Origin of the sequence: Gramella sp. AN32, assembly GCF_023718305.1 — a bacterium.
Lineage (GTDB): Bacteria > Bacteroidota > Bacteroidia > Flavobacteriales > Flavobacteriaceae > Christiangramia > Christiangramia antarctica.
In genome coordinates this window covers 250,017-264,178 of record NZ_QEYO01000002.1, presented here as the reverse complement: position 1 = coordinate 264,178, position 14,162 = coordinate 250,017, and the positions used below count along the sequence as shown (strand labels likewise).

Genomic DNA, 14,162 nt, shown 5'->3' with positions numbered 1-14,162 from the left:
GCCGCTGAAACAGCGGCTTTAAAATTTATTTCGAGCTGAAAATTAGACGACTCCCTGAGCTAACATCGCATCGGCAACTTTTACGAAACCGGCAATATTCGCACCTTTTACATAATCTACATATCCATCATCACTCTTTCCATATTCAACACATTTCTCATGGATATCGTTCATGATCTCGTGAAGTTTTTTATCCACTTCCTGGGCCGTCCAGTTGTAACGCATGGAGTTTTGAGACATTTCCAATCCTGAAGTGGCCACACCACCGGCATTAGAAGCTTTTCCAGGAGAGAAAAGAATTTTTTCCTTCTGAAAAACTGCAATCGCTTCCGGAGTACAGGGCATATTCGCGCCTTCACCCACGCACATACAGCCATTTTCTACTAATGTTTTTGCGTCCTTCTCTTCTAATTCATTTTGAGTGGCACAGGGTAACGCGATATCACACTTAATTCCCCAAGGAGTTTCTCCATCATGATATTTTGCTGAAGAATATTCATCTACATACTCACTAATTCGTCCTCTTTTCTCATTTTTAAGGGTCATGATAAATTGAAGTTTTTCTTCAGAAATACCTTCCTCATCATAAATAAATCCTCCAGAGTCGGACATAGTGACCACTTTAGCACCTAATTGCAGAGCTTTTTCAGCAGCAAACTGCGCCACATTTCCGGAACCGGAAATTACCACGGTCTTCCCTTCTATAGATTCATTTCTCGTCTTCAGCATATTTTGCGTAAAGTATACGTTACCGTAACCTGTAGCTTCAGGTCGAATTAACGAACCGCCGTAAGCCAGTCCTTTTCCGGTTAAAATTCCGGTAAATTCATTGCGAATTCTTTTATACTGCCCGAATAAATAACCAATCTCACGACCACCAACTCCTATATCACCAGCAGGCACATCGGTATTTGCTCCAATATGCTTACTAAGTTCAGTCATAAAGCTTTGGCAGAATTTCATTACTTCATTATCAGATTTTCCTTTAGGATTAAAGTCAGATCCGCCTTTTCCACCACCCATTGGTAAGGTAGTAAGGCTATTTTTGAACACCTGTTCAAAAGCTAAAAACTTGAGGATACTTAAATTCACTGATGGATGAAAACGCAAACCACCTTTATAAGGCCCAATTGCCGAATTCATCTGGATTCTAAAACCCCGGTTTACCTGGATATTCCCCTCGTCATCTAACCAGGGTACTCTAAACATCATTACACGCTCTGGTTCTGCCATTCGCTCCAAAAGCATTGCGTTTTGATATTTTTTATTTTCTTCGATAAAAGGTATTACAGTTTCTGCAACTTCATGAACAGCTTGTAAAAATTCAGGTTCATTTTGGTTTCTAGACTTTACAGTATCCAGAAATTTTTTGACATTTTTATCCATATAGACTGGCTCAATTAATAAATTGTAAAAATTATATCTAATTTATAGCACAAATATAAATATTCTATACTCAAAACGCGTTTCATTATATAATTTGATATAATATTAACGATAGTAGCATGTAGCTATATTCCTACCAATGGATTAAAGTATATGTTAAGTCAGTTTCGCTATATTTGTTAACTCTTCAAGCCGGTTTTTAATGAATTTAAGTAGGGTATTACTTTTAATATTTCTTGTGCTTCTTCTAAGCCCTACAAAATCGCGTGCACAATTTAATATTTCTCATGAAGTGGGGGTATTAGCTGGACCTGCAGGGTTTTTTACCGATTATGGTGAACGTTGGAATGTAGAAAATAATCTTCGAAATGAAGGTTATGGAATTGGTCTCGTACATTACATGAATTTTGCCTACAAAGCTAAATGTAGCTGCAAAGCAACCGATTGGTGGTTTAGCAAACATTTCAGAATACGAAATGAGATAGATTATTTCTCATCAAAATTAGAACACTTTGGGCCTGTTGCGGGTAAAAATAGTTCTGGTGGAGCACAATTACGAGCTATGCACGGGAAAACCAACCTTGTGCAGTTTGGAACTTCCCTCGAATATCACTTTTTTGGCATAAAAGAATTTAGGGATTTTGCCGTACTTTTTGCACCATACATCAGCTTGGGTGCTCATTATGTAATTTATGACCCATCAGCTTATTCGGAGCTTGGGCCCTTAGACAATGAAAAGGTTTTATTTCCAACCTTTGTAGGAGGAATTGATATGGAAAGTAATAATACTTTTGCCATCGTGGGTAGTGCAGGTTTACGCTACCGGTTGGGGAGAAATAATGACTTAATGATTGAAGGTCGCTGGCAGTATTATGATTCAGATTTTATTGATGGACTGGATGTACAGGGCCCCCAAAATAAATTTAACGATTTTGTTTTCTGGTTCAACCTAGGCTATATTTATTACCTAAATTTTTAAAAAATCGGGGCATCTTTAGATTGAATGATCTTTCCTCCTCTTCTTAAAATATCAATTTTCACTTTTTCGAAATTTTTTTCGTCTATGGGCCTGGTAGCATCTTCAATTAGAAAAACCTCAAATCCTTCCGCTAAAGCATCTTTTACCGAGTAGTAAACACAGTAATCCCCGGCCAAACCCGTAAAATACAATTGTGAAGCTCCTTTATCTTTTAAATACCCGCTTAAACCGGTTGATTTTAGATGGGCGTTATCATAAAATCCGCTGTAACTGTCAATTTTAGGACTAGTTCCTTTTCTGAAAATACTTTCAATTCTGTCCGTTTTAAGCTCGGGATGAAATTGTGCTCCTTCAGAATCCTGAATACAATGCTCTGGCCAGAGAATTTGATCAAGACCATTAATTTTAATCGTTTCAAATTCTGAAGCACCGTGGGAAGTTGCAAAACTAGCATGTCCTTTTGGATGCCAATCCTGCGTTGAAACTACCAGTTCAAATTTAGGTTGTAGACCATTTATTACAGGCAGTACCTCATCGCCCGCAGGCACCGGTAACTTACCGCCTGGCATAAAATCATTTTGTACGTCTATGATGATTAATGTATTCATTTTAATCGTTTTTTTATATCAGTAATCAAATGATCCCGCCCGTTCTGAAGCGTTTGGCTTATACCAATTTTATAAATATGTGGATTATTAAATCGTTTATATTCGATAGGAAGCTGTGCCAAACGTTCCATGCTGTAATTAGCAATTTCTGCCAAACTTCGTAAAGGGATGGTAATTTTACCATTCATCATTACAGGCTTTAAAAGAGGTTCTTGCTCAAAGGTATTTAAGCGCATAGATTTATAGGGCTCAAAGGGATGGAACATTTCCTCTATTCTATTTTCATGATACAAACCAATTGCATCTGCCCCCACACATTTCCCGTCTTTTGTTTTGATCCTAAAAACCTGTTTTTTATGCGGAAGTGTTACCTTAACAATGCTTTCTGAAATTTTTATTCTTGGTTTGCCTGCACTAAAAGATAGTTTGTATACGCCATCAAGAGCAGCATCGGGATTGCCCGTAACCAGATTGGTTCCCACTCCAAAAATATCTATGGGAGCCTGTTGCTCTAGTAAACTTTTTATAACAAATTCATCAAGTTGATTGGATGCAGCAATTTTTACATAATGTAAGCCGGCTTCATCAAGCATTTTTCTGCTCTCTTTAGCCAGGTAGGACAAATCTCCACTGTCCAGCCTTATCGCCAGTAATTTTTTGCCCTTAGATTCCATCTCCCTGGCTATAAGAATAGCATTGGGAATTCCACTTTTCAGGGTGTTGTAAGTATCCACGAGCAATACACAATTCTCTGCACTTGCCTGGGCAAAACTTCGGAAAGCATCAATTTCATTATCAAAACTCTGAACAAAGGAATGCGCCATAGTTCCAGATACAGGTATTCCAAAATCCTTACCCGCTATAACATTACTTGTTCCATTAAAACCCCCAATCATTGCAGCACGGGATGCATAATAACCTCCCAAAGCCTGCGCCCTTCTTAAACCGAAATCCAATAAGGTAGCATCTCCTGCAACCAGTCTTATCCTACTTGCTTTCGTAGCAATTAAGGTTTGAAAATTAAGCAGGTTCAATAAGATAGTTTCTATAATCTGGGCCTCAATAAGTGTTGCTTCCACCTGAAGAATTGGCCTGTTGGGAAACACAAGATCACCTTCCATACAGGAATTGATATTACCGGTAAACCTGAAATCTTTTAAAAATTCTAAAAAATCTTTTTCAAAGCCCTGTTCCTGGAGATATTCCAGATCTGATGGTGAAAATTTTAATTCTGAGATAATTTTTAAAAAATCCTCAAGACCGGCAAAAACTGCATACCCACCCTGAAAAGGAAGATCCCGAAAATAATAGTCGAATATCGCCCTATGGTTTTTTTGATTGCTTTTAAAATAAACCTGGGCCATTGCCAGTTGGTACTGATCTGTATACATGGCGGAAATTTTCAGCATTTCGGAGGTATAAAGTTTGGGCTAAAAAATAAAATTACAATTTTTTAGCATTGAATTTAAAGTCTTAATCGATACTTATTTTAATAAATGAAAAAACCTCCTAATTGTAGGAGGCCTTTAAGGTATATCTATTCTTTATACAATTTTAATAGGAAAAATTTACTCATTCTTATCATCGGTAATGGATATCTGATAAAGACCATTTTCAGTCGGAAGCAATTTTTCGCTGGTAAGCTCGATGGAATTATCACCTTTAATCCAGGGAATTTCTTCAGAATTATTGGTTAGCGCATTAGACTTCTATTTCCTTTTGAAGCTGGCATTGTATTCCCCAATTAAATTCATGATCGCATTAATCAGATCCTTAATTTCGAGTAATAAGTTGAAATAAAGCGTTGTATTCTTAGGACTTGATTCTTCAGTTCTGGTTCTGGCCACCTGCTTTTCAATTTTTCTGGAAAGAATTTCCAGGGATCTCTCTTTGGTCGCCACTACCGAATCAATTTTGTGAAAACTTTTATCTTTAAAGATATTTTCTACATTGTTCAGCATCACATGAAGTTCTTTTTCAATTTCACGTAAATCGTTGATTTGGTTAAATCTTAAGGGCTTATGATTATTGTTCACGTGCTTATAACTCTTCTTTGAAATATATTCCAAAGACTGGGCGACATCTGTCAAATAACCAAGAATGGTGATATAAAAACTGCTTCCCCGCACACTTTTCTCGTCCAACTTTTTAATGAAAAAGAAAATGCTATCGCGTAAATCTTCAATCTCTGCATCCAGTTTGGCGATACCTTTTTTGCTCTTTTTGAGTTTATTTTTATCCTGGGCGGCCAAACCATTAAAAACATCGGTTAAGATTTTATTCGATCTTGAAACAACGTTGGAAACATTATCTGCACTTTCCCCAATAATTCCCTGAACTGTTTTGCTTTCCGACTTTTTGAGCCCGGTAGGCTTCAGTTTTTCCGAATTTTTCTTTTTATGAGAAATATAGTTTCTTACAAGAAGGCCTATTGCTACAATCAATAATATAGCGATCGCGGCTCCTCTTCCGAGGAAAATAAGGTAGGTAAGCGTTCCTGCCGCAACAAAAGCAATAAATGCCGTGAAGAACCATCCGCCAATTACATTTAAAACACCCGCAACGCGATACACCGCACTTTCCCTACCCCAGGCCCTATCAGCTAAAGAAGTTCCCATCGCCACCATAAAAGTCACATAGGTAGTGGATAACGGAAGTTTATAAGAGGTCGCTATAGAAATTAGGACTCCGGCAACAGTAAGGTTAATTGCCGCCCTGATCATATCAAAAGCAGGCTTATCTTCTTCTTTCATCTCTGAAAAGTCTTCTTCAGATTTTAAGAATTTTTTCCCTATGCCCGCTCTGGTTGATTTTGGAAGCAAACTTTTTATTCCATCAGCAAGTTTCGTGCTTCCGGCAACAATAGTCCTGGAAAGTAAATTAGGCTGAAATTTTTCCGAGCCATGACCTTGTCTGGAAAGACCAATTTCAGTATCAGCCACACTTCTTGCTTTCTTGGAAAACCATAAGGTTAACACCATAATCCCTCCTGAAATAAATAGAAGAATGGGTTCTGCCGGAACTTTTTCCTCTAAAACTTCCATTGAAAACAGTGAAGGTGCAATTCCCGATGCAGACCATGCTTCATACGAATGGTACGCAGCCATAGGCACCCCAATGAAGTTCACCAGGTCATTTCCTGAGAACGCGAGTGCCAAACCAAAAGTTCCCACCGCGATCACAAAAAGCAGAATGCTTTTCTTAAATATTTTAGTGAATAAGAAGGAAAATAATGTCCAAAAAATAAAGCTGACCCCAAGTACTAAATAAACCTGATTGGAGAGCACATCTTTAAAATTATCGTAATAAGGTGTTCCTTTTAAACCTTTAAAGAAGATGAAATATCCGATGGCCGTTAGACAAACTCCACCGAAAATAGCTCCAAAAGTCTTCATTTTCTTTTCATATTCAAAAGAGAATACAATTCTGGAAAGCGCCTGCACCAGCGCTCCAATCGTAAATGCGATGACTACGGAGAGGAAAATTCCCGTTATAATTTCAATCGCCTTTTCATTATTAATATATCTGGCAATATCTAAAATAGTTTCATTATCAGATTCGGTGACTTTTATAATTGCCATCACCACCGCGGCTCCCAATAATTCAAATACAATAGATACCGTAGTAGAAGTTGGCATCCCCAGCGTATTGAAAAAATCAAGCAGGAGAATATCGGTGATCATGACGGCCATGAAGATGATCATGATTTCATCAAAGAAAAATTCGCCAGGAACAAAAATTCCTTTTCTGGCAACTTCCATCATTCCATTTGAAGAAACCGCGCCAAGGAATATTCCCAAACTGGCTACGATCATGATCGTTTTAAAGGAAATCGCCTTGGAGCCAATAGCAGAATTCAGGAAATTCACTGCATCGTTGCTCACACCTACCACCAAATCGGCAATCGCAAGAACGACAAGGGCCACCAACATTAATAAATAAATATTTTCCATATTTGTCTAATTTAATATCTACGGAATTTTACCAATTTTCTTCCGAAGTTTTTATTTTTAAAAATGCAATTCAAAACCTGAGGTCCAGTAAATATTATTGGCAACCCCATTCTTTGTTGCATAATTGATATCTGATTGAATTTTTAATTTATGCCCAACTATATATTTATTCACCCCAATGGTATACATCTTCTCATCCAGCTTTTCTGAAATTTCCTCATAATCGTTTGATGTAAACCTTCCTGCGATCTCCCAGTTATTTTGAAAAAGATATCCCGCCTGGACATTAAAAGCCTTTCCGGTTAAAACAATATCCCCTGAAGTATTATCAGTCTCGCCCTGAATTAAAGCCACGGGAGCATCGGCATTTCTATCGGCATATTCCGCAAACATAGAGAATCCCTGATATTTAAACATCGCATCCACGAAAACTGTGGTAATATTTGTCATATATAATTCACCGTTGTCCAAAAACATATAGGATCCCAAATTACTTCGGGTCTTTACAGCATCATCATTATAATCATAGGTGACGCCAAGCATTAATTTTGGATCTTCCTGTCTTTCCAGATCAGACTCGACATATTCTGCATCATTCTCAAATGCGCCTAAAGGTAAAAATTCAACCCTACCGGTATATTCAAGTCCGCCAAGATTTCCTTCAGTCACATTTCTTCCTTCCCCCTGGGAAATAGCAATTTTTTCTCTCATGATAAAGGTATCCCCTAATTGATCAAAATGGTGCAATTGCAATCCAACATCCCTGTCCAGGTTGAAACTTGCATTCAAAATTGAACGATCTGTCAATTGTAAATTAGCTGAAGAGATCACTCTTTCGATATTTCCAGGCAATTTTGCCTGACCGGCTAATAAAAGAAAATTCTCATGAAAATTCCAGGTAATAAATGCATCTAAAATTATTCTTGGGGAATTTCTATTAAACTGATTGGCTCCCGCAATATCCCTGTTTGCTATACCTAATTCAATTTTATAATGAAGTTTCGGTGAGTAGGCGAAGCCATCAAACTTTAATCTGGCGCGTCTAATTAAGAAGGATTGATTGATATCTTCGAACTTTTCCCCGTTATAATCCCAATTCGAAATGGACCTAAACTGAATTCTTGGCGCAAATTTCACGCTGAAAGAACTGTCTTTAGTAGTATAATTAAGAATCCCTTTTCCAAATTTTGAATCCCCGAGTTCCTGTGCATAAAAAGTATTGGCGATAAAACACACTAAGAGAGTAACTAATATCCTTCTCATAATTTATCATTAAGCTTTTGTCGGGGACAAAGAAACAAATCAAAGATTAACTTAATGTTTCCTACGGGTTAAGGAAATAATTTTATTTAAGTATTTTTGAAAAAAAATAGGGCCACCAATTGGCAGCCCTTCACACTAAGATCAAGTCGACAAAAACTTAATGATCTATATAGTGCGCGTCGTTAAACATTACAAATTAAACCCAGGTGTTTAAAGTTATCGTGAAGCCTATATTAAATTAAAATTAATAATGGAAGGTAGCTGGTAGGGTAAGGAAGAATAGAAAAGAAGAAAAACAATCCAATCCTTTGCCTTACCAGTAAATTTTCTGGAAGCCGCTTTTTTATGAAAATCCATGCGAACTTCAAAATTCGAAGTAGAACCAATATAAAAGCGAGATAATGTTTCCGAAAATAAAATATACGTGTAGAACATCTTCTATTCCAACTTTAATACAAAAAAACCACTGTTTTCACAGTGGTTTTTTTTGCTCCCCCTCTTGGGCTCGAACCAAGGACCCTTTGATTAACAGTCAAATGCTCTAACCAACTGAGCTAAGGAGGAAGGTTTGCTTTAAAAGCGGTTGCAAATATAAATCAATTTTTAAACGCTGTCAAAAGATTTTTTCAGTTTTTTGAGAAAAATTTTCTTTGCCTTTTCTATTCAAACAACCAGCGGTAAATATCATTCCCATTTGCATAAAGGACCAGGGCGATAAGGATAAAGAAACCAACCATTTGCGCGATCTCCATAAACTTGTCATTCGGTTTTCTACCGGTGACCATTTCGTATAAAAGGAACATCACATGCCCCCCGTCCAACGCAGGAATAGGTAAAATATTCATAAAAGCCAGGATTATGGAAAGCAAGGCTGTGGTTGCCCAGAATCCCTGCCAGTTCCAGGCATCTGGAAATAAGCCTCCAATAGCTCCAAAACCTCCAAGCTGGGAAGCTCCCTTTTTAGTGAACACGTATTTGAACTGATAGACATAATCCCTAAGCGTCCAGTAGCCAAAATCAAAACCTTTTTTAATACTTTGACCTAAAGTATAGGATTTACGCTGGATCTCTATTTCTGATACCGGGTAAATTCCAAGTTTCCCATCTAAATCTGGAGTAACCGCAGTACTTAAGATCTTACCATCCCTTTTATAAACAACTTCAACTTCTTTTTCTTTTGATTCAGTTGCAATGGGTCCCAGTTCATGCCAGTAGCCAATTTCAATGTTATTAATAGAAATAATACTATCTCCTTTTTTCAAACCGGCCTTTTCCGCGGCCATTCCGGCAACAACAGTATCTAAAACCGGGGCATTCAATGGCACAAAAGGCTGCATGATCCCGTCTTCAAACATTTTTACTCCAATTTCATCTGGAATTTTGATAGTTTCTTCACTTCCATCTTGGTGCAAAACCCTAATATTCTGCACATCTCTCATAAAAAGATACTTGTTGATATCCAGACTGTTCTCAAACTCTTTTCCATTCACGGAAAGGATACGATCTCCATCCTGAAAACCATATTCTTTAAAATTATCGGTGATCGCAAAACCATTGGGCATTTCATCCGGGCCAACATAAGCGGTTCCCCAAACGAACATGATCATCATATAAATAAGAAATCCAAGAACAAGATTTACCGTCACCCCACCCAGCATAATAATCAAACGCTGCCATGCCGGCTTGCTGCGAAATTCCCAGGGCTGGGGAGGCAAAGCCATTTGCTCCTTATCCATACTTTCATCGATCATCCCGGCGATCTTCACATAACCTCCAAGCGGAAGCCAACCCAGACCATATTCGGTTTCACCAATTTTTTTCTTAAAAAGGGCAAATTTCACATCGAAGAAAAGGAAGAATTTCTCAACTCTTGTCTTAAAAAGTTTTGCGGGTATATAGTGTCCTAACTCGTGAAGTACGATCAACAAAGAAAGGCTTAATAATAATTGAATGGTTTTTACTAAAAAAGGATCCATCAGCGTAGTTCAAATTTTAAATCGCACAAAAGTAAGTTTTTATATCCTCCTACAAAAGTTATCATCCATACATTAACTTGCAATTTTAACCGCATTTATTCGTCAAATAAATTGCACACGAATACCTTTGTAAAAAATTTCAGGATATGCTTAAGTTTTTCGCACGATATAAAACCTTTGCCGTTATCTTCTTTATTTTATCGGCCATTATTGTATTTGCGATTTATACACTCCTCAAACCTCAAAAACGTCTTCCTGTTTATCAACCCGATATGGTGAATGCTGAATTAGTTGATTCTACAGTTCAATTTGTGCGAAAATATCATAAGATTGGAAATTTTCAGCTAATAAATCAAAACGGAGATACGATTACTCAAAATGATTACAAGGATAAAATCTATGTGGCCGATTTCTTCTTTACGACCTGTCTTACCATTTGCCCGATAATGACAGATCATATGGTTCAAATTCAGGAAAAAATTAAAAACGATCCAGATGTTTTACTTCTTTCACATACCGTTTTTCCAGTAACCGACAGTGTCCCGGTCCTTAAAAAATATGCTGAAGATAAAGGTGTTATCGATAAAAAATGGAATTTAGTCACCGGCGATAAAAAGCAAATTTATGACCTAGCCCGTAAATCCTATCTCGCTACGAAATCTACAGGTGATGGCGGAAAATATGATATGATCCATACCGAAAATTTCATACTTGTGGATAAGAAAAACCAGATACGCGGTTTTTATGATGGAACCAATCCCGAAGCGATCAATCAATTAATGGAAGATATCAGGATTTTAAAAGCTGAAGAGCATTAAAATAGATTTTAGGCCATTCACTTTTCTATTGGTTCAATTTCCCTTACTTTTGCCTTGTTTAAAATCAATCTAAATAAAGTGAAGGTAACAGTTGCTAATCTTAGAAGGGGCCAGCGAGGGATCATCAAAGAATTTTCTGCAGATATGGTGCCCCTAAAATTGCTTGAAATGGGTTGCCTTCCCGGGAACGAAGTAGAGCTTGTGCAAACTGCACCTTTTAAGGATCCAATGTACCTGAATATCAATGGAAGCCATTTGGCTATACGCAAGGAAACTGCGCTTCTTATTGAAATTGAAATAATAAAATAATATGGGTAAGCAAATTAATGTATCATTAATTGGAAACCCCAATACCGGAAAAACTTCTGTTTTTAACCAGCTTACCGGTCTAAATCAAAAAGTTGGGAATTATCCAGGTATCACTGTAGAAAAGAAGGAAGGCATTTGTAAGCTTCCCCGGGGCCTTAAAGCTCATATACTTGATCTTCCCGGAACCTATAGTTTAAATGCCTCTTCCTTTGATGAGAATGTGGTCATTGAGCTGCTTCTCAATAAAAATGACAAAGATTTTCCAGATGTTGCCGTAGTGGTGAGTGATGTGGAAAATCTAAAAAGAAACCTGCTCCTTTTTACACAAATTAAAGACCTTGGAATTCCCACCATTTTGGTTATCAATATGGCTGATAGGATGGTGAGAAAAGGAATAAGTCTTGAAATCCCACTTCTGGAAGAAAGATTAAAAACTAAAATCGCATTGGTTAGCGCCAGAAAGAATCAGGGAATTGAGGAGCTAAAAGAATTGATCATCAATTATAGAAATCTCCCGGTAGATGCCTGTGTAAATGCTTCAGTGATCGATCCCGAATATTTTGACAACCTTCGAAAAACCTTTCCAAACCAGTCTTTATATAAATTATGGCTGGTGATCACCCAGGATGTTAATTTTGGAAATGTTCGCAGGAACGAATTGCACAAAAATTCAGATTTTCATACCAAATCCATTAGTGATCTAAAGCGTTTACAGCAAAAGGAAACTATTTTAAGGTATCAGTTTATCAATGGTACTTTACGTGAAGGGATGAGCGTTGATGAAAATGCCGCAACCGATTTGCGTTCGCGCCTGGATAGGGTTCTTACCCATAAAGTATGGGGCTATATTATTTTCTTCGGAATTTTACTCCTAATATTTCAGGCGATCTATAGCTGGTCATCCTATCCCATGGATCTTATCGACTCTGCCTTTGCTTCCCTTTCTGAATGGACAAAAAATACTCTACCATCCGGCTCTTTTACAAATCTAATTGCTGAAGGTATCATTCCGGGACTTGGTGGAATTGTAATTTTTATTCCGCAGATCGCATTTTTATTCCTGTTTATTTCCATTTTGGAAGAATCGGGATATATGAGTCGAGTAGTTTTTTTAATGGACAGGAGCATGCGCCGCTTTGGTTTAAGCGGTAAAAGTGTGGTGCCTTTGGTATCGGGAACAGCCTGTGCGATCCCGGCAGTAATGGCTTCAAGGAATATTGAAAACTGGAAAGAACGGCTAATCACCATTCTGGTGGTTCCTTTTACCACCTGTTCGGCAAGATTACCGGTTTACCTCATCATTATCGCACTGGTAATCCCGGATGAAAGCTTTCTTTTTTTTAATTATCAGGGTCTTACATTGATGATCCTTTACCTTTTAGGATTTGGAATGGCCATCTTTTCCGCATGGATTTTAAATAAAATTTTAAAGTCTAAGACCAAGAGTTATTTCGTGATTGAAATGCCAAATTATAAACTTCCCATGTTGAAAAATGTTGGAATTAATGTAGTTGAAAAAACCAAAAGTTTTGTTTTTGGGGCAGGGAAAATCATTTTAGCCATTTCAGTAATTCTGTGGGTCTTGGCTAGTTATGGTCCCGGCGAAGAATTTAATAATGCCGAAGCTGTTGTACAGGAACAATATGAGAACAATAGCATAGATTCTTCCGAAGATATTGATGAAGCAATCGCCAGTTATAAGTTGAAGCACAGTTATATTGGGATTATGGGTAAAGCCATTGAACCTGCGGTTGCACCACTGGGATATGACTGGAAAATTGGGATAGCTATTATCTCTTCATTTGCGGCACGGGAGGTTTTTGTTGGAACTTTGGCCACAATTTATAGTGTGGGAAGCGACGAAGAAGAAACCATAAAAAATAGGATGGCGGCAGAAGTCAATCCAATTCTTGGCGGACCATTATTCACCTTCGCCAGTGGCGTAAGTTTACTTTTATTTTATGCGTTTGCCATGCAATGTATGAGTACACTTGCCATTGTTAAACGGGAAACAAATACCTGGAAATGGCCTGTTTTGCAATTGGTGGTGATGAGCGGATTTGCATATATAGTGGCTTTAATAGCATTTCAGATTTTAAAATAGTAAGGAGCTTAGAATTTAAACGACCTAAAAAACATGGAACTTTTACAGGAAATACTGGTTTTTATCACATTCGCAATCGCATTGGGGTACCTCATCACCAAATTCGTCTGGAAACCTGCTTTTCTTAGCGGGAATAAAAAATCCAAGGCTTGTGGCGAAGATGGTTGCGGTTGCCATTAATCTGGATAAAGCTTTTCTGAAATACTCAAATTCACTCTATATTCTTCAGGCTTTATTTTCCTATCTATATGAGGATAGGGCTCCACCAGCATTTTTGAAATTTTCAGATCTCTTAATCCGAAAAGAGCGGCCAGGGAATTATTTCCTTTATTAATAATCATTTCACCACTTGAAATTCCATCCTCGAAAATTTCTACGAGTACTTCAACTTCGCCTGCCCAGATGCAGGTAACACCTTTAGGACATCTTGAATCGGATATTATTTTTTTGAATTTGAAGGATTTATTGCCAAATATCAGTGCTTCACCTAAACAAAGCTCTGCACTATGAATAATATAGGTTGGCACATCCTTTTCAACTTTGGTTGAATCCTGTGCGGTTAATAAAGCAGAACATAGCATTAGCAATAAAACAATAAGTGGTTTCATAATACAAATTTGAAAGACTATCAGCAGAAAATTCCCGATTTCAATTCTAATATGTAGGTCCGCCTGGGTCTGTCGAAGGCTTTTTATATGTGCTTCGACAGGCTCAGCAAAACGATATTTAAGAAATTAGAACGATAACAGATCTTTTATATAAAGAC

At 37.5% G+C, this 14,162-nt stretch carries 13 protein-coding genes and 1 tRNA gene; 5 read left to right on the top strand and 9 right to left on the bottom strand.

The window, feature by feature from the left end:
* Positions 1–42: 42 nt before the first annotated feature.
* Positions 43–1,386 (bottom strand): NADP-specific glutamate dehydrogenase, encoded by a 1,344-nt coding sequence (gdhA, locus tag DHD80_RS03740; protein ID WP_251739709.1) that lies wholly within the window; start codon positions 1,384–1,386, stop codon positions 43–45.
* A gap of 202 nt (positions 1,387–1,588) precedes the next feature.
* Here gdhA and DHD80_RS03735 point away from each other — a divergent pair, with 202 nt between their 5' ends.
* Complete coding sequence (locus DHD80_RS03735) at positions 1,589–2,365, top strand: DUF6089 family protein (RefSeq protein WP_251739707.1); 777 nt, start codon at positions 1,589–1,591, stop codon at positions 2,363–2,365.
* Here DHD80_RS03735 and pncA read toward each other — a convergent pair.
* From pncA to rseP, 7 genes are all read right to left on the bottom strand, one after another.
* Positions 2,362–2,973 carry a bifunctional nicotinamidase/pyrazinamidase gene (gene pncA / locus DHD80_RS03730; protein ID WP_251739705.1) on the bottom strand — a complete coding sequence of 204 codons (612 nt, stop codon included), beginning with the start codon at positions 2,971–2,973 and terminating at the stop codon, positions 2,362–2,364. The genes DHD80_RS03735 and pncA overlap by 4 nt on opposite strands.
* Positions 2,970–4,382, bottom strand: coding sequence for a nicotinate phosphoribosyltransferase (locus tag DHD80_RS03725; RefSeq protein ID WP_251739703.1), 1,413 nt, complete (start codon positions 4,380–4,382; stop codon positions 2,970–2,972). Before DHD80_RS03725 ends, pncA begins: the two co-directional genes overlap by 4 nt.
* A gap of 300 nt (positions 4,383–4,682) precedes the next feature.
* Positions 4,683–6,926, bottom strand: a complete 2,244-nt coding sequence (locus DHD80_RS03720; RefSeq protein WP_251739701.1) for an inorganic phosphate transporter — start codon at positions 6,924–6,926, stop codon at positions 4,683–4,685.
* 57 nt (positions 6,927–6,983) lie between these two features.
* Positions 6,984–8,189: a porin gene (locus DHD80_RS03715; RefSeq protein WP_251739699.1), complete on the bottom strand. Its 1,206-nt coding sequence runs from the start codon at positions 8,187–8,189 to the stop codon at positions 6,984–6,986.
* A gap of 228 nt (positions 8,190–8,417) precedes the next feature.
* Positions 8,418–8,624: a GIY-YIG nuclease family protein gene (locus DHD80_RS03710; RefSeq protein WP_251739697.1), complete on the bottom strand. Its 207-nt coding sequence runs from the start codon at positions 8,622–8,624 to the stop codon at positions 8,418–8,420.
* Positions 8,625–8,679: 55 nt separating this feature from the next.
* Positions 8,680–8,753: transfer RNA gene (locus DHD80_RS03705), tRNA-Asn, on the bottom strand.
* 95 nt (positions 8,754–8,848) lie between these two features.
* The gene (gene rseP, locus DHD80_RS03700; protein WP_251739696.1) at positions 8,849–10,165 is read right to left on the bottom strand and encodes an RIP metalloprotease RseP; all 1,317 of its coding nucleotides are present in this window, start codon (positions 10,163–10,165) and stop codon (positions 8,849–8,851) included.
* Between the two features lie 146 nt (positions 10,166–10,311).
* Between rseP and DHD80_RS03695 the strand changes: the two genes are divergently transcribed.
* The 4 genes from DHD80_RS03695 (at position 10,312) to DHD80_RS03680 (ending at position 13,576) form a co-directional block, all read left to right on the top strand.
* Positions 10,312–10,983: an SCO family protein gene (locus DHD80_RS03695; RefSeq protein ID WP_251739694.1), complete on the top strand. Its 672-nt coding sequence runs from the start codon at positions 10,312–10,314 to the stop codon at positions 10,981–10,983.
* A 78-nt stretch (positions 10,984–11,061) separates the two neighbouring features.
* Positions 11,062–11,292 (top strand): FeoA family protein, encoded by a 231-nt coding sequence (locus tag DHD80_RS03690; RefSeq protein ID WP_251739692.1) that lies wholly within the window; start codon positions 11,062–11,064, stop codon positions 11,290–11,292.
* 1 nt (position 11,293) lies between these two features.
* Positions 11,294–13,396, top strand: coding sequence for a ferrous iron transport protein B (gene feoB, locus DHD80_RS03685; RefSeq protein WP_251739690.1), 2,103 nt, complete (start codon positions 11,294–11,296; stop codon positions 13,394–13,396).
* A gap of 33 nt (positions 13,397–13,429) precedes the next feature.
* Positions 13,430–13,576, top strand: coding sequence for a hypothetical protein (locus DHD80_RS03680; RefSeq protein ID WP_251739688.1), 147 nt, complete (start codon positions 13,430–13,432; stop codon positions 13,574–13,576).
* Here the strand turns inward: DHD80_RS03680 and DHD80_RS03675 are convergent.
* Positions 13,573–14,004, bottom strand: a complete 432-nt coding sequence (locus DHD80_RS03675) for a hypothetical protein (RefSeq protein ID WP_251739686.1) — start codon at positions 14,002–14,004, stop codon at positions 13,573–13,575. The two genes, DHD80_RS03680 and DHD80_RS03675, sit on opposite strands and share 4 nt — an antisense overlap.
* Between the last annotated feature and the right edge of the window lie 158 nt (positions 14,005–14,162).

Excerpts from the sequence above, each read along its gene's own strand:
- DHD80_RS03715 (WP_251739699.1), bottom strand. The coding sequence starts at position 8,189 with ATGAGAAGGATATTAGTTACTCTCTTAGTGTGTTTTATCGCCAATACT.
- DHD80_RS03695 (WP_251739694.1), top strand. The coding sequence starts at position 10,312 with ATGCTTAAGTTTTTCGCACGATATAAAACCTTTGCCGTTATCTTCTTT.
- DHD80_RS03710 (WP_251739697.1), bottom strand. The coding sequence starts at position 8,624 with ATGTTCTACACGTATATTTTATTTTCGGAAACATTATCTCGCTTTTAT.
- gdhA (WP_251739709.1), bottom strand. The coding sequence starts at position 1,386 with ATGGATAAAAATGTCAAAAAATTTCTGGATACTGTAAAGTCTAGAAAC.
- DHD80_RS03725 (WP_251739703.1), bottom strand. The coding sequence starts at position 4,382 with ATGCTGAAAATTTCCGCCATGTATACAGATCAGTACCAACTGGCAATG.
- DHD80_RS03680 (WP_251739688.1), top strand. The coding sequence starts at position 13,430 with ATGGAACTTTTACAGGAAATACTGGTTTTTATCACATTCGCAATCGCA.
- pncA (WP_251739705.1), bottom strand. The coding sequence starts at position 2,973 with ATGAATACATTAATCATCATAGACGTACAAAATGATTTTATGCCAGGC.
- feoB (WP_251739690.1), top strand. The coding sequence starts at position 11,294 with ATGGGTAAGCAAATTAATGTATCATTAATTGGAAACCCCAATACCGGA.
- rseP (WP_251739696.1), bottom strand. The coding sequence starts at position 10,165 with ATGGATCCTTTTTTAGTAAAAACCATTCAATTATTATTAAGCCTTTCT.
- DHD80_RS03720 (WP_251739701.1), bottom strand. The coding sequence starts at position 6,926 with ATGGAAAATATTTATTTATTAATGTTGGTGGCCCTTGTCGTTCTTGCG.
- DHD80_RS03675 (WP_251739686.1), bottom strand. The coding sequence starts at position 14,004 with ATGAAACCACTTATTGTTTTATTGCTAATGCTATGTTCTGCTTTATTA.
- DHD80_RS03735 (WP_251739707.1), top strand. The coding sequence starts at position 1,589 with ATGAATTTAAGTAGGGTATTACTTTTAATATTTCTTGTGCTTCTTCTA.